The organism is Empedobacter tilapiae (assembly GCF_004785645.1).
GTDB lineage: Bacteria > Bacteroidota > Bacteroidia > Flavobacteriales > Weeksellaceae > Empedobacter > Empedobacter tilapiae.
In genome coordinates this window covers 37,761-54,411 of record NZ_SRPE01000003.1, presented here as the reverse complement: position 1 = coordinate 54,411, position 16,651 = coordinate 37,761, and the positions used below count along the sequence as shown (strand labels likewise).

At 30.4% G+C, this 16,651-nt stretch carries 13 protein-coding genes; 3 read left to right on the top strand and 10 right to left on the bottom strand.

Annotated elements, in window-relative coordinates; translation table 11 throughout:
• Position 1: 1 nt before the first annotated feature.
• Positions 2-2,389: a GumC family protein gene (locus E4J94_RS04335; protein ID WP_135834645.1), complete on the top strand. Its 2,388-nt coding sequence runs from the start codon at positions 2-4 to the stop codon at positions 2,387-2,389.
• 55 nt (positions 2,390-2,444) lie between these two features.
• On the opposite strand, the gene E4J94_RS04330 is transcribed toward E4J94_RS04335, so the two are convergent.
• Together E4J94_RS04330 and E4J94_RS04325 are read right to left on the bottom strand one after the other, a co-directional pair.
• Positions 2,445-3,218 (bottom strand): TrmH family RNA methyltransferase, encoded by a 774-nt coding sequence (locus E4J94_RS04330; RefSeq protein WP_135834644.1) that lies wholly within the window; start codon positions 3,216-3,218, stop codon positions 2,445-2,447.
• A 40-nt stretch (positions 3,219-3,258) separates the two neighbouring features.
• Entirely contained in the window at positions 3,259-3,600 is a 342-nt protein-coding gene (locus E4J94_RS04325) for a DUF4377 domain-containing protein (RefSeq protein ID WP_135834643.1), read from the bottom strand.
• Positions 3,601-3,750: 150 nt separating this feature from the next.
• Between E4J94_RS04325 and E4J94_RS04320 the strand changes: the two genes are divergently transcribed.
• Both E4J94_RS04320 and E4J94_RS04315 read left to right on the top strand, forming a co-directional pair.
• Positions 3,751-5,043 (top strand): peptidase U32 family protein, encoded by a 1,293-nt coding sequence (locus E4J94_RS04320; protein WP_135834642.1) that lies wholly within the window; start codon positions 3,751-3,753, stop codon positions 5,041-5,043.
• A 13-nt stretch (positions 5,044-5,056) separates the two neighbouring features.
• Positions 5,057-5,287 (top strand): ferredoxin, encoded by a 231-nt coding sequence (locus E4J94_RS04315; RefSeq protein WP_135834641.1) that lies wholly within the window; start codon positions 5,057-5,059, stop codon positions 5,285-5,287.
• Positions 5,288-5,359: 72 nt separating this feature from the next.
• On the opposite strand, the gene E4J94_RS04310 is transcribed toward E4J94_RS04315, so the two are convergent.
• The 8 genes from E4J94_RS04310 to E4J94_RS04275 form a co-directional block, all read right to left on the bottom strand.
• Positions 5,360-6,061: a hypothetical protein gene (locus E4J94_RS04310; RefSeq protein ID WP_135834640.1), complete on the bottom strand. Its 702-nt coding sequence runs from the start codon at positions 6,059-6,061 to the stop codon at positions 5,360-5,362.
• 220 nt (positions 6,062-6,281) lie between these two features.
• A complete protein-coding gene (locus tag E4J94_RS04305) occupies positions 6,282-7,070 on the bottom strand; it encodes a hypothetical protein (protein WP_135834639.1) in 789 nt (262 codons plus the stop codon).
• A complete protein-coding gene (locus E4J94_RS04300; RefSeq protein WP_135834638.1) occupies positions 7,067-8,323 on the bottom strand; it encodes a GIY-YIG nuclease family protein in 1,257 nt (418 codons plus the stop codon). The genes E4J94_RS04305 and E4J94_RS04300 overlap by 4 nt, the downstream gene beginning before the upstream one ends.
• Complete coding sequence (locus tag E4J94_RS04295; protein ID WP_135834637.1) at positions 8,316-10,247, bottom strand: DEAD/DEAH box helicase; 1,932 nt, start codon at positions 10,245-10,247, stop codon at positions 8,316-8,318. The genes E4J94_RS04300 and E4J94_RS04295 overlap by 8 nt, the downstream gene beginning before the upstream one ends.
• Positions 10,248-10,259: 12 nt before the next feature.
• A complete protein-coding gene (locus E4J94_RS04290; protein ID WP_135834636.1) occupies positions 10,260-11,756 on the bottom strand; it encodes a P-loop NTPase fold protein in 1,497 nt (498 codons plus the stop codon).
• A 5-nt stretch (positions 11,757-11,761) separates the two neighbouring features.
• Positions 11,762-12,922, bottom strand: a complete 1,161-nt coding sequence (locus tag E4J94_RS04285) for a hypothetical protein (protein ID WP_135834635.1) — start codon at positions 12,920-12,922, stop codon at positions 11,762-11,764.
• Positions 12,919-15,609, bottom strand: a complete 2,691-nt coding sequence (locus E4J94_RS04280; protein WP_135834634.1) for a class I SAM-dependent DNA methyltransferase — start codon at positions 15,607-15,609, stop codon at positions 12,919-12,921. Before E4J94_RS04280 ends, E4J94_RS04285 begins: the two co-directional genes overlap by 4 nt.
• Before the next feature lie 83 nt (positions 15,610-15,692).
• Positions 15,693-16,343, bottom strand: coding sequence for a hypothetical protein (locus E4J94_RS04275; RefSeq protein WP_135834633.1), 651 nt, complete (start codon positions 16,341-16,343; stop codon positions 15,693-15,695).
• Positions 16,344-16,651 lie beyond the last annotated feature (308 nt).

Here is a 16,651-nt window from a genome sequence, read left to right as displayed (position 1 = left end):
AATGAATCAAATAAATAATTCTAAGAACAACACTTCATTTGAAGATGAAGAAGAAAATATTAATCTAAGACAAGTTTTAGAACAATATCTATATTATTGGAAATGGTTTGTATTAGGTTTACTAGTTGCAATAATTGGTGCATTATTTTATTTAAAATACACTCAGAAACAATATCAAGTTTCTGCTAAAATTCTTTTAAATGAAAAAGAATCTGCAGCAGGAGAATTAGCTGGTTTAGCTGATGCAGCTACAATGTTTGGAACAAGTTCTAATGCTGAAGTTGGAGATCAAATTGAAATTTTAAAATCAAGAAGACTTATTTCTAAAGTTGTAGAACAAAATAATCTTAACATTCGTTACTTTAGTGTTGGACGAATCGCTGAAATAGAAACAACAGCTAGTAACTCTCCTATTAAGATTTTATTTCTTAATGAAGCTGATAAACTTAATGATGAACTATATGAAGAGCTAAATGTTAAAATAGAATCTACGACAAAGTTTAGCTTAACTAATAATAATACAAAAGAAACAAAATCTTATTCTTTTGGTCAAAAAATTAAATCTCCTTTTGGAGATATCGTTATTAGTCCAAATAAAAATATTTCAAAAAGTATTGATTCTGAATATTTAATTAAACTAAGTTCATTAAATAATACTGTTAATTATTATCAAGCTAAAATTCAAATTGAACCAAACAGTGATAAAAATTCTAAAATTGTTAACTTCAATTTAGTTGGTAGCGTTCCTGAGATTTCGAAACAGTTTATTGATGATTTAATTAAACAATATAATTTAGACCTTGTTACCGATAACAATAAATTGACAGAAGCAACTTCTAAATTTATTGATTCTAGGTTAGCTATTGTTACTGGAGATCTTCAAGGAGTAGATAAAGATTTAGAAAGATATAAACAAAGCAACGATATTACAGATGTTACTTCAGAAGCAAATATTTTCTTACAAAATGCATCTGATAATGAGAAGAAATTATTAGAATCTTCTACTCAACTTCAATTAGTCGATTATATGAACTCCGCTTTAAGTTCTAATAAATCAGATCTCTTACCAACAAATATTGGTTTACAAGATCAAACTATTGCTTCACAGATTGCTTCTTATAACGAATTAGTTTTAACGAAAGATGACATGTTAAAGTCTGTGACTAATGAACATCCAAATGTCGTAAAACTTCAGGAACAGATTAGTGATATTAAACGAAACTTAAAAAATAGTTTACGTTTATACAGAAATAATACTCAAACAACTTTAAGTTCTATTCAAACGAAACAAAATCAAATAAGAAGTCGTATTCAGAAAGTTCCAAGTCAAGAGCGTGGATTTAGAGATATCTCAAGACAACAACAAATTGTTGAAGCTTTATACTTATTCTTATTACAAAAACGAGAAGAAAATGAAATAAAAGCTGCTGCAACACCTGAAAATATAAAGGTTATTGATTTTGCTTACGATTCTAAAATTCCTGTTTCACCTAAAAAGAATATTGTTTTATTAGGTGCTATGATTTTAGGAATAATTGTTCCATTTGCTTTTATTTACATTTACAAATTATTAAATAACAATGTAAATTCTAAAGAAGATGTAGAAGATGCTGTAGGAGCTCCAATTGCTGGGCAAGTTCCTAAAAGTGATATTTCTATTATAGAACATAATGATAGCTCGAGCGTCGCAGAAGCATTCAGAATTTTGAGAACAAATATGAATTTCCTTCTTAGAAATTCTACTGATCCACAATCAATCTATATAACATCTACAACAAGTGGAGAAGGAAAAACTTTTATTTCTACAAATCTTGCCCAAATCTTAACAATGTCTGGTAAGTCGGTATTATTAATTGGTGCAGATATAAGAAGCCCTAAAGTATTAGATTATTTAGGTATAACAGATCAATATAGAAATAAATATGGCGTAACTGAATACTTGATTTCAAAAGACGTAAATATTAGCGATATTGTAATTAAAAATCCTGCGAATTATAAATTTGATGTTATTTATTCTGGTCAGGTCGCTCCAAATCCTTCAGAATTATTAATGAATGGTCGATTCGAAGATATAATTAAATACGGTAAAGAAAATTATGATTATGTATTAGTTGATACAGCTCCTGTTAGCTTAGTTACAGATACATTATTAATTTCTAATAGTGCAGATATTACAATGTATGTTGTTCGTGCCAATTATTTAGATAAACGTATGTTAGCAATTCCTAGAGACTTATATCATGATGATCGTCTTCAGAATATGGCAATGGTTGTAAACGATGTTGACTTTACAAAAGGATATGGTTATGGATACGGTTATGGCTATGGCTATGGAGAAAATCATAACAAAGGAAAATCTTTCTTAAGTAAACTATTCGGAAAAAAATAGATTAAGTAAAAAACCATTTCTTAAAAGAAATGGTTTTTTTATTATTTAAGTATTTCTATTGTCTTTGTCTTACAGCCTCATATACACAAATAGCAGCGGCATTACTAACATTCAAAGAATCTACAAAACCTAACATAGGAATTTTGATTAACGAATCAGAGTGATCTGCCCAAAAATCAGAAAGTCCTGTTGCTTCTGTTCCTAAAATAATTGCAGATGATTTAGTAAAATCAGTTTCATATAAATTCTTTGTTTCTTCTCTTAAAAATGTTGAAACAACTTGAATATTTTTCGACTTTAAGAAATCCAAAACAGTCTCTTTACTCGCAGACGCAATTTGATTTGTAAACAAAGTTCCAACAGAAGAACGAATCACATTTGGATTGAAAAAATCTACTGTTTCATCACAAACAATTACAGCATCCACTTTTGCTCCATCTCCAGTTCGTAAAACCGCTCCAAGATTCCCAGGTTTTTCTACAGCTTCCAAAACAACAACCAACGCATTTTCTGGTAATTGTAAATCCGTTAATGATGAAGATTTCGTTTTATAGACACCAATAATTCCGCCTGTCGATTTTCTATACGCAAGCTTCTCAAAAACTTGTTTGGTAATTGTAAAGACTTTTGCTTGTTCAAAATCAATTGATTTGTTATAAATATCTTCGCAAATATAAATTTCAACAGCTTCGTAACCACCTTTTATAGCCAATTCATTTTCTTGTGTTCCTTCCACAATAAACAAACCTTGATTTTTACGTTCTCTTGATTTTTCTTGCAATTTCAGCAAGTTTTTAATCCTTGGATTTTGAAGACTTTCTATTAACATTCTGCAAAATTACTCGAAATTCTTTGAAATAGAGCTCGAATTATTCCATTGTTGCTAATTTTTTACTTACAACCTTTATCAACTTATATTTTAATGAAGAAGCATCAGCTGGCGGATTTTCTATTTTAGATTTTGAAACTACTATTTCATACTCATATCCTGGTTCATGAGTAAATCCATCAATCTGATTATAAAAGTATTGCCACTCTGATGTATTATCTTTCTTTACCAGCATACATTGCATTTTAGCAACACCTGCAGAACATTCTCTTGTTTCTGGTGCAATTGTTAAAGTTTCTTCATCTTTATTTACTATTTTACTTGAAGTACAAGATGTTAAAAATCCTAATCCTAAGATAGTTGATAAAATTATTTTTTTCATATTATTTCCTTTTTCTACATCAAGTCAAATATTGTGCTAAAATGAAACTTTTTTTTAAAATTATTTTTTTAATAAAATTTAACTTGATTATAAATAACATAGCCAGTTATATTTTTTTGTAACTTTGCACCTTAAAATCAGAATTTTCGTATGACCAAAGATGGAAAAATGGAGTTGATGGCTCCTGCTGGGAATTTCGAATCGTTACAAGCAGCTTTAGATAATGGAGCTGATTCTGTATATTTCGGAGTTGAGCAGTTGAATATGCGTGCGAGAGCATCAATAAACTTTACAATGGATGATTTACCAGAAATCGTAAAACGTTGTGAAGAAAAAGGTGTGCGTTCTTACCTTACTTTAAATACAATTATATATGATCACGATTTATCTTTAATCAAAAACTTATTGGACAGAGCAAAAGAAGCTAAAATTACGGCTGTTATTGCGATGGATCAATCAGTTATTGCATATGCAAGACAAATTGGGATTGAAATTCATATTTCGACACAAATTAACGTTACGAATATCGAAACAGTAAAATTCTATGCAATGTTTGCTGATACAATGGTATTGTCGCGTGAATTAAGTTTGAAACAAGTAAAAAAGATTTGTGAACAAATTATCAAAGATGATGTTCGTGGACCAAGTGGACATTTAGTTGAAATAGAAATTTTCGGCCACGGAGCTTTATGTATGGCTGTTTCAGGTAAATGTTATTTGAGCTTACATTCTCATAATTCTTCTGCAAATCGTGGAGCTTGTAAACAAAACTGTCGTAAAAAATATACTGTAATAGACCAAGAATCTGGTTTCGAAATCGAATTAGATAACGAATACATGATGTCACCAAAAGACCTTTGTACAATGGAATTTTTGGACGAAGTGGTTGATGCTGGTGTAAAAGTATTGAAAATCGAAGGTCGCGGACGTGCTCCAGAGTACGTTGCAACTGTGATTCGTGCTTATAGAGAAGCAATTGATTCTATTGCAGATAAAACATATTCGAAAGAAAAAGTTGATTATTGGATGGGATTATTACAAACTGTTTATAATCGTGGTTTTTGGTCTGGATATTATTTAGGTCAAAAATTAGGAGAATGGTCTGCTGTTCCAGGTTCTATGGCAACTCAGAAAAAAGTTTATATTGGAAAAGGAGTTCATTTCTTCCCAAAACCAAGTATTGGTCAATTTGTAATTGATGCATATGATTTGAAAGTTGGAGATTTGATTTTAGTAACAGGACCAACAACTGGAGCCAAAGAAATGGTGGTTACAGAAATGATGGTGGAAGATGTAAAATCTGATACAGCTAAAAAAGGTGATTCGATTACAATTCCGATGGAATTTAGAATTCGTCCTTCTGATAAATTATACAAATTAGTAAAAGTAGAAGAGCCAGGAACGCAACAAAACAGTGTTGAAGAAGGCGCTTATTCTCATTAAAAAATAGTTGTCAATGGTCATTATTACGTTACAACGCGATAAATGCATCGGATGCAACTATTGTTATGAGTTAGCACCAGAACGATTCAGAATGTCAAAAAAAGATGGAAAATCTGTTTTATTAAAATCTCTTGATAAAAAAGGGTTCCATACACTGAAAGACCCTGATCATTCTATTGCAGATAATTGCGAACGTGCAGCCAAAGCTTGCCCTGTAAATATTATTACAGTAAAAGAAATATAGATTAAAACATTAGCTATATAAAAAGTCCATCAAAATTTTGATGGACTTTTGCTTTATATAAAAAAATAAATCTTAATTCATTTTTCCTTCTTTTTCTAGTCTTTCTAATGCTTTTTCGTGAGCTGATTTCACATCATTCTTAATCTTTTTATCCTGAGTAGATTTTCTAATTTTTTCTGCGTGATAAGCCAAATCATCCAAGGTCATTTTATAACTCACATAAAAACCTCTATTGTATCTTGAATAAGAAGCTAATCCCCAATCAGAAATTAATTTGTTTTTAATCTTCTTCGTTTGATATTCATTAAGGTATCGTTGTAGTTTTGGAGATAATTCTTCTTTTGAAATTGATTTAGCAGATCCATCCATTCTACTAAACCAGTATTTATTATCCAGTTTTATGTAAGATTTTGCTCCTAAAATACTCTTAAATGCTAAATCACCTAATAATAAAACTTTTTCAAACTCAGTTTTTTCATTTGTCATGTAATCCCAATACATTTCAGAACCCATTCCTACCATTGGACTTTTATCTATTGTTGCTTCATACAAATCTTTTCCATTCTGATAAGCAGTTGCTACATTCTTAAATTCAATCCCAAAATCATCACAAGCTTTTTGATACCCTGTAAATGATCCAGAATATTTTTCAAAATTGTCAATAAAAACTCTATAAATACAATAATGTGAAATATTAATCATCACTTTTTTAGAATCATCTAAAAAACCGTTAACCAACTGGATGGGAAAATTATAATAATCGTATAAACTCATGATGTACTAGTCTTATTCTAAGTAGGTGTTAATTATTCGACTAAGATAAGATAGTTTTTAAAAAAGATAAAATGATAAGTATCAAAGATGACAAACTTTCAATTAAAAATAAAAACTCCTTTAAATTTCACTTTAAAGGAGTTTAGTGGAGCTGGCGGGACTTACAATAACTCTTTATTTTAAAGGAATTTCATACAATTACATATAAAAACGGATGAAATTACGGATGAAACACTAATTTATATCTCTCTAGAATGTATTTTAATGCAAATCCCAGCACCTCTCGTTTCGCTTCCTCTAAATCCATCCCTCCACCTAAATTGTTATCATTATTTCTGCCATGCCTGATATCTAAAGTAAGTAGATCAAACACATGATGGTTGGTAAAATTAGCAGTATTTTTAAATTTACCAACTTTACTTTTCGAAATTTGTAATGATGGAATTCCTTTATCCAAATTAAGATTTAGTTCCTTTTTGAAGTAAAATTTAGTAGTTTCGTATAATTTGTAAAGGTTTACAAAATTATATTGTAATGATGCAAAAAGTAAAATTTCAAACACATCATTAAAATTTGATGATAATCGCATAATATCATTCAAGAAATGTTTCCTAGGTTTAAACTCTTGGGAGAAATCATATTCTACACCATCATTTTCAAATGGGTTAATCCGAAGTATCTTATCAATATCTGCTGGTTTATAAATTGCATTCCCATATACATCTACTATTTCTAAAGGTCTTAATTCAGTAAAATAATCTAAACGATTATAAGACAAATAATATAGCTTCAATGCTCCGTTTAACAATTCGACTAAAGTTTTTCCTTTATACCAAACCTCAACTAGGTCTTCATTCTCACTAAAATGGTGAGAATACAATCTAACAGATTCATCATATTCATTCCAAAATGGATAATCTTGTAATGAAAATTCAATTCCACCAAGATTTCTTATATAAGGAGGAATTAACTGTTCTTGGTTTAATAACAATAGTTTACTCGTACTCATCTTTTAACTAAATACATCTTTTTAGGATCATAAGAGAATCCCAAGATACTTTCATCAAGTATACGATCAATAACCTCATCTATCACTGAGTACGGTACAGAAAACCATTCCTTGGGTTTATGTTTTATTCCATACTTATCTGCAACTTCTAAATCAACACATACCTCACCAAAAACACGATGAATAATTGACTCAAACTTTTGTGGGTTCAAATTATACGTTTTGATCTCGGACAATAGATGTACCTCATCCATTAGATATGTCGGTTCATTCTTAGCATTGTTAATCCTAGTTCTGACTGGTGTTGTAGAAAAACCAATCTTATGTAAATTCGGAATTGCTTGAATAAATTGATTCGGTGATTTTGATTGTAGGATATAAATGTAACCTGTTGCTACGTCATCTTCCTGTACCAAATTAGCTTGATTAAACAAATAATCCTCCGTACCTGATATTGGATGTGTAATTGCTTTTCCTGCGTCATTATACATCATTTTCTCTACCGAACGATACAACATATTCGATTCCGTACCGTTCTCAAAAATACATCTTGTTCTTCCGTCTTTTCTTACACGAGTTCCATCTTCTTTAAAGCTATTTTCTCTGGACCAATCAATTGATTCGATAAAGAAGATCATTCCTTTATGAAGGTAAAATGTATTCTCCTTTAATGTTCCAATGGTAAAATCAATGTACTTACGCTCACCAGATTTTAACTCCTCATGAACTTTTTTAAACAATGGCTCATATTGATCGAAATCTTTACAGCGTTTTCTTTTCGCTACCTCATCAGTCTTCTCACGATCCTTATGTGCTGTAACATGATTTAATTCGAAAATACCCAATTGCTCAGCTGATCCTCCACCTAATAATCCAAATGGATCTAAATCCAGTATATCTTGGACTGATGTAATTTCAACTGTAGGTTTTTCCTCAATTGTATTCTCTACTGTAGTTTCATCCTCTAAATCAAGCGATGGCAAAAAACTATAAATATCAAACGAAGATAATTTCTTTATATGAGATTCATTCGTTCTTAACCCTTCTAATCTGGAATGTAACATACGTTCTTTAAAACCATTTTTCTTATGTGGCTCACGATTATTCACTTCGTAGAACTCAATAATTTCTTGAAACGAATTAATTAACCTTTCATCCTCAGAAATAACTTGTGCAGCTGGCTTTACGTTTAACAACCCAAGACTATCATCTGAGAAGATTTCTTCTAATGATGTGTATCTCTTCTTATCCATTTGCTGCCTTTCGTTTCTTATCTCTTAAATAAACTAACACTTCTGCCAACCTAAGTTCTAACAAATCCGAAGAATTTAAACTTGGTTCACGTTTATTCTCTTCAACAAATGCAACTATCTTTGGCCATGTGATCAATGCTTCCTCTTCACTAATCTTAATTTTAGATGCTAGTAATACTTCTTGTATCGCTTTCAATACTGGAACCGTAACTGATTTAGACAAAATCTCGAAAGCCTTTTGAAAAGGATTAATCGTATCAATTAAATCAATATCAATTTCATCTATATTAATAAATTTATCCGCAAGTGTAATAAATTTTTTACCACCTACTTCTTTAACTTCACCAGTTTTGAAAGCTGAATCTGTTACAACATGTCTGCGTACATCTTCTAACTCTTTATCATCTAATTCTGGGTATTTGGTTTTAATAACCTTTGGTATTAGAACTTTATTAATTACTTCTGGATCTATCGTTCCTACAATAGCTTTAGACACATCTTTATCTTGTAGTATAGATGCTTTTAAATCCACTAAATCATCTTCGATAATTTTTGCTACTCTCTTCGTGATTCTCTTCCCGTCAGCTGGAGGAATAATAATTTCTCCTGGTTTAGCTAAATCATCATCTTCCTTTTTTAATTTGAAATTAAAGTTCGGTGCCATTACCTGTTCCATTAGCAATGAAGCTGTAATTGCTTTTAACATATTATTCACCGCATTTACCACATCATCACTCTGTGCATCTGGTTGAGATAATAAGTTAGTAAACTGCGCATGACTTTTATTCGATGAATCTCTCGTACAACGTCCAATAATTTGAACGATTTCCGTTAATGACCCACGGTAACCAACTGTTAATGCATGTTCACAATATGGCCAGTCAAAACCTTCTTTCGCCATACCCAATGCAATAATTAAATCTACATCTTCCTCTTTTTCAATGGTTCTGATAAAGTTTTGTATACGTTGTCTTATTGCTGGATCATCATTAACCAAATCAGCAATTTTTATAATTTCACCATCTTTAAAACGTTTCACATGTATTAGACCTGTATCACTATCTATGTGATCTACTTCTCCAATCATATCAATAATACGATCAACCTCTTCATATTTATCTTTAGTAGATTCTCCCGAATTAACATTAGGAATGTGTAGAATAGTCTTCTTATCTGTATCAAGAACTTCATTAATCGCAGTATAATATTTTCCTTGATAAAAATGATACCCTATACCAAGTGATTTAAGATGTTTGTATCCATTTAATTGTTGGTAATAATTATAGGTTACTTTAGTAAATTTAGCTTCATCCTCAGGCATTAATACAGGTATAGAATCACCTCGGAAATAAGAACCAGTCATCGCTACAATATGTACTGATGAGTTATTAATCAGACTACGCAAAAGTGTCCCAAGAATATTATCTCCAGAAGCAGATACGTGATGAAATTCATCAATTGCAATTAAACAATCGTTGAAATCTTCATCATGTAAAGATTCGTAAGCAAATCGTAATGTTGCATGGGTACAGATTAAAATTCTCTCATTACCTTTCATAAAATTTACGAAAGCATCCACTTTGCTTTTTGAACCATCAGCACCAGCTGTACACAAATTGTATTGATCATTTGGTTCCCAATTTGCAAAAAAACCAGAAGATGTAAGATCCGTTTTACTGAAAGAACTACCAATTGATCTTTCTGGAACAGCTACAATCACTTTTTTAATCCCTTGATTAATTAGCTTATCTAATGCAATAAACATCAACGCACGCGATTTCCCTGACGCTGGTGGTGCTTTTATTAATAACAATTGACTAAGACGTGCTTGAAATGCTTTTGCTTGCATTTCTCTCATCCCCATGTTATTTTCTATTGTTGATTGGCCCGTTTGACCGTAGGATACCTGTATAATATTTTCCATAGTAGTTTAGTTCTAGTAAAAGTCAAATTTTTTTAAATTCTCAAGTGCTTTAAATATAAAATCATAAATATTTGGATTCTCATCTCTATTTAAATCCGCTTTAAATATTCTATATACATAAGAACTTAGACTATAATTAGACCTAATTAAAGAATACCTAAAAGTCAAATTATATTCTTTTATGTAAAGATTTTTATATTCGCTATCAAAATCACTTCTACTTATTTCTTTTTCTGGATTCAATATAATAAACACGAAAAGTGATCCTATCAAATAGTTAAGATCTAAATCCGTTAAAAGTAACCGATTTTCTCCGAGGTGATTTTTAGTATATAGTATATGATCATTATTCTCCTTGATTTCTTTAAAAATTTCAAAGAGATTATTCCATCCATTTACATAGTCCTTAACTACAGAAAGTAATACGAAAGCTTCAAATTGATTTGATATAAAATTATTCGGGTGAGGAAAAAAAGTATGTTTTTCAATAAAAAACCTATTCTTACAAGCAATCTCTCTTAGACTAATTTTTTTGTGTAGTAGCAATATTTTTAAAAGACTCTTGATTGAAATTCGGAACCAATCAGACTTAATATATTCTGGATCACAACCTGAAACTTCTATTTGTTCAATATAATTATAAATCTTATCTGAAATAGAATTAAAATTATTAAATGTAAACGGTGTTGATGAATAAAACTTATCAATATACCCTTCAAAATCAACTCCAGACCCATATTTGTGTTTATAGATTTTTCTAATATTCTCGATATCGCAAATAAAAACTACCTTATCAAAACCAAACTTATTTTCTCCTGTTATAGAATTAGTATGCGCACTAAAAATGTTAAATAATCTGAATATATGATCTGGATCCAAACGATCTAAATCATCTATAATAAGCACTACTTTTTTAGATCTAGCTTTTAATCTGTTATTGATAATATCGTAAATAAATTTTGATGTGCTATCCATCTCAAATGGACTTCCTTTTTGATCAATGATTTGATCCATAAAATCGGATATATCCTGTAACTCATCAATTTTAACTTCTTCTGAATAGGACTTAAAATCCGATACAGTTTCTTTCATTATTTTAAGAAACTCAGCTGCTGGTTTACCAATCTTATCGTGTAGTGACAATAAAGAATGAAATATAGGGAATAGATCCATTCTATTTGTAATATACATCCAAGAACGTAACCAAAATGTAAAATCTTCTTTTTCTAGCTTTATTTCAGCAGTGTATTTAGATAATAATTCGAACAATATATCAAACTTGATTAATTCAAAAATATCTTCATTACTGGATACACTATAGTTTACTGGATAAAGCTTAATAAAATAATATTCCTCATTATTGAACTCCTCAAACTCATTGATAAACGTACTCTTTCCTGATCCGAATGGACCGCTTAATAATATGCGTTCGTTTGTATGTTCCTCTAGATGATCTTTAAATTGTTTAAGGATATTATCGTTTGAAATTTTTAAATCTAATGAATCCATAGTTCTTAAATTCTACTGTTTGCAATTAACTCTAATGCTTCTTCCTCTAAACCATTTTTGAATATGGTTTTTGCTGAGCTTAAACGTGACTTTTTAGAACCTTCTGCATATGATGCATAACGTGGATATGCTGTTATTATATCTTGAACTGTAGTATCTAAATTTGATTTTAAAACAGGGTATAATCCATCCCTAAACGTTTTCATTCCAATACTACGAAGTGTTTTTAATAATTTAAATGAAGAATCATTCTCATAAACCTCATCTATTCCTTGATCTTGTAGTAACTGATCTATTTCAATTTCCTGTTCTTTTAAAACTCTCTCTAGTCCAAACCATTTAATATTCCCAAATGGAGCTGGCTCTGGAAAATCGTAATGCATTATTACACTTTCTAACTCGTCCATTTCAGCAGGGAATTGTTCTTTTAGATATTGGTGTACAAATTTGATTAAATCAGCTTCTTCTCCTAATCTTTTCCCCTCATATTGCACCAAATTATTTTTTGGTAATAAAAAAGAATTTAACGGATGAACCAATCGTAAGAAATGTGCTCTAGCAATAGATAATTCATTTTCAGATAATTTATCCTCTACAGTTCTAACTTTTGTTAACGGGTTCCATTCTTCACGATTTGGATTAGGAAAAGTTGTTTGAAGATAATCTCCATTAAAACCATACCCAACTGGTTTTATATGGGCCAAAGTCCATCCAGCTGGATTTATATTCTGACGCTTTGCACCTCTCGGATCATAATAACTTAACTCTCTTTCTTCTGTTGTAATACCAAACGAAAACACTAATTGTTTTTGATTCAAAAACTCATTAATGTCTTGTCGTGTATAAGGCAACCCAGCGGCTTTTGCAGCAGTAAAATTTAAAGCAAATGTGTTATCACAAAATACAATCCTGTTTCCATCCAGATATTCCGTTAGAAAACCCCTTCTTAGGTTATTATACTTATCTTTTGTAAAAGACCCATACAATCGAATAAAATAAGTAGCAACAGGTTGCTTCACATACTCCATTAACGATTTATGCTGTGCTATAATTTGTTCTTTATTCGAAAACTGTTCTTTAATTAAAGTATCGAATAACTCTGCTGTATTCTGTGCAGAACCTTCTGTTACTTGTGGTAATTTATAGTAGTGGTTGATTAACATCATTTTTCAGTTTTAGTCATTTTTTCGTAAAGTTTAAAAAGGTACTCTAAGCGTTCTTCATCAGATGTGAATGGTTTCTCTCGATAACACGATTCCACAACCAAATCATTTTTTCTATGGGCTTCTTTTAGGTCTTCTGGCATTTTTTCTGGATCATACAATTGCGCCAACGTTTTCTCTGGATAACGCTCACGAACCTCCAATATTTGGTAAGCACAATCTTCCAATTCCTGCTCTTTTGCTTTTGTTATTTTTGGAAATGGATATGAATTAAAACACAATTGATTAGAATAAACAATATCAGTTTTCATCCCTCCTGCTACTGCCTTAACCCATAACATATGAATACAACTACTTAAGATTGAGTATAATGATTCATTCAAATTATAAATAACTTGTAAAGTTTGTAAAGCTATACTATCCTTTTCTACTATTGAAATTGGTAAATATTTTCTATTTACCGATGTAACTTTAGGTAGTATAATAAAATCCGTTGTTGATTCGTGAACATATCTAAATCTAAATGGAATATTAATTAGTGATTTAGCTACTTGCCCTCCATTTTTTCTAAACTCAAGTACCTTCTGAACCCTATCATATATAAATGGTATTTTCAAAGCTTCTTCTGAATTTTCTTCATCAATCCATAAACAATACCTTTCTATTTTATTTATATAATCATTACCTCCATATAACCTTCTAATAAATTTAATTGCATTAGGACATTCTAATAATAACTGTCTTTTTCCTTCTACATCCAACTCTAAAAACCCATTATCGATAGCTTGATTACCATAAACTAACCTATCATCAATCAAAAATGGCTTACTCCTTTTTTCAATTATTAAATTTGAATTTTCAGTTAAATAAGGCCCTATATTATTTACAATTTTTATATTATTCTTTGAAAAAATTTTCTTCTTAGTCTCCAAAAGAACATTCTTAATTGAAACAATAATAACAGCAACAACTGCATTCTTTTTTGCATTATTACCCCAAGGAAATGCTGAATAAGCAAAGTTAATTTCAAGACGATTTTTGAAAATAAAAGGCCAAAAAAGACCAACTTGTTCACCTTGACAAATTGAGTTAGTTGACACAAATGAATAAACAGAATTATTCATACCTTTTATATAAATGGACGCTTTATAGAACCAAATTAAGATATAATCTAATGAGTTGAAATTTAATTCTGAATTTCTAAAAACATACTCCATATCTTGTTTTTGTTCTTCAGATTGTTTTCTTGCTCCCAAAAATGGAGGATTCCCAAATATATAAATCTCATCATTTGGTGATTTCGGACACACTTGCTCCCAATCTAAACGACACGCATTTCCTCCAACAATACTACCTGAATCTTGTAACGGTAAAGCTGGTTTAGTATATCCAAACTCTTTGTGGAACAATTGGTTCATTTGGTGCTCTGCTAACCATAATGATAACCTTGCGATCTCGTGTGCGAAATCATCAATCTCAATTCCAAAAAATTGATTCAAAGAAATGATTGATGAAAATTCGGAACCAAGATCTAAAGTTCCAGAACCTTTACTTCCTTTTAATACTGCAATTTGGTTAAGAATTTCATTCTCTAGTAAGCGTAATTCTTTGTAAGCGATAATTAAAAAATTACCCGAACCACATGCAGGATCAAATATTTTTATTTTAGATAACCGATCTAATAATTGTCGTAGCTGTTTCTCATTTCCAGTAGCATTTTTTAATTCCTCATGTAAATCATCTAAGAATAGTGGATTGATAACCTTCATGATATTTGGAACACTTGTATAATGCATCCCTAATCCACCTCGCTTATCTGTAGTAACCACAGCCTGAATCATCGAACCAAATATATCTGGATTTATCTCGGACCAGTCTAAGTTTCCACATTCAATAATCAGATTTCTAGATTTTACTGAAAGTTGAGGTATAATAAATTGCTCACGGAATAATCCTCCGTTTACATAAGGAAATTTATGTAGGTAAACTCTATCAGTAGGACGAACCTCATCTGGTAGATTAAGAATTTGGAATAGATCTCTTACAAATTCTTCAACGTCTGAAGCATCTGTTTTGGTATTGCTAATAATTGAATTTGTAAAAATTTTATCATCAAAGATTCCAGTATCTTCTGCGAAGAAACAGAACAATAGTCGTGATAAGAACACGTTCAATTGATGAATATCTTCTTCCGTTTCGAACTCATTATCCGTGTTAATTTGATCATAAAGCTTGGCCATCTTTTCAGCAGCTTTAACGTCAGCAGGATTCTCTGCTAAATATTGGGCTTTCTCAATCCCAGCAAAAGGTAAATAAAAGTCGAAATGTTTCTTCAGATCTTCAAAATCACAATCTAGTGTATCACCAGTAAGAGTATCTACAGATAACCAGTGTTTGAAATCAGTAACGATTAAAAACCGTGGACTATCTTTAGATCTTCCAGAAGTTTCTTTCATCTCGGAAATAGTACCATGCAGATCCACCTTTTGTTCAATTTTAAAGAACATCTTTTTCTTCCACAATATTTCACCATCAACTTTTGATAAGTTTGTTCTACCAGCCTTTAAACTAGCTATAGTAGCTTTTGGAGTTCCATAAGATAATAGAAAATCGTATATGAATGATTCTTGATTAAAATTACTAAATGCTTCCTGAATGTTTGATTCAATCTCTGCTATTGAAAGTGCCATCTACCTAATATTGCGTTTGATGTAAAGATAATAAAAAACCCACATCAATTAAGAAGTGGGTAATTGCTTTGAATAGTTTATATCTATTTTCCTCCTTCAAACAACTCTAAGTTTTGCTTCTTCAATAAGAATTTAATTTCCCCATCCTTCTTAATATAATCGAGGAAAGCATTGTTATTTCTGATTACAGCTACATTTGTTTGTTTTGAGAATAATTTTTCTTCTTCTCCATCATAATCGTGTAGAAGTAAGTTGTCGTAAGTGTGTTGGAGAATTAACTTCAGCTCATCCGCATCTCCTTTTAATCCGATATGTAAATGGTTATAACCAAACGAGTCTACTTCTATCACATAAAACATATCAAATGCTGTTCTAAGAAATAAATCTTTGACAATATATTCGTAATAATCACGGTCATAATCATCTTTAAAATTAATGCTCAATTCAATGTTATATTTACTGATGTTATCAGGCACAATTAAAGTAGACTTAACCTTTCTAACCTTCTTTTCCATTTTTTTATTAAAATCATCAATTCCTAATTTTAATTTTCTTTTTCTTTGAAAATATTCTTGAATGTAATCGTAATTAATTAATAATGTTCTTGAACCATTAATTACTTTACTTCTTAACACATTATTCATTCCACGTACCAAATCTATTCTTCTCATTAAAGAACGATAAGAAAGATTTATGATATTTGTTCTCTGATAGAACTCTATTGTTTTCCACATAACCTTACAATTAAGCATACTGAGCCCCAATGCTCATTTATTATAAATAGTCGCTTATGACAGTTTATTCAATAAAATTTTATTTTTTTTAAAACACTATAAATCAACAACTCTAACTTATTTGGATTAATTAAATCATCCATATGAACAAATATTTTTATGTCACATCAATTTCTATAAAATAATTATTAGCTGTTTCTTTGATTATTTACCAGCTTTAGGATATAATTCTTTACTGAAATCCAGCCATCAAAAATGACATAGGAATATCTGACTACGTTATATATAGGCAATACTAAATACCGCCT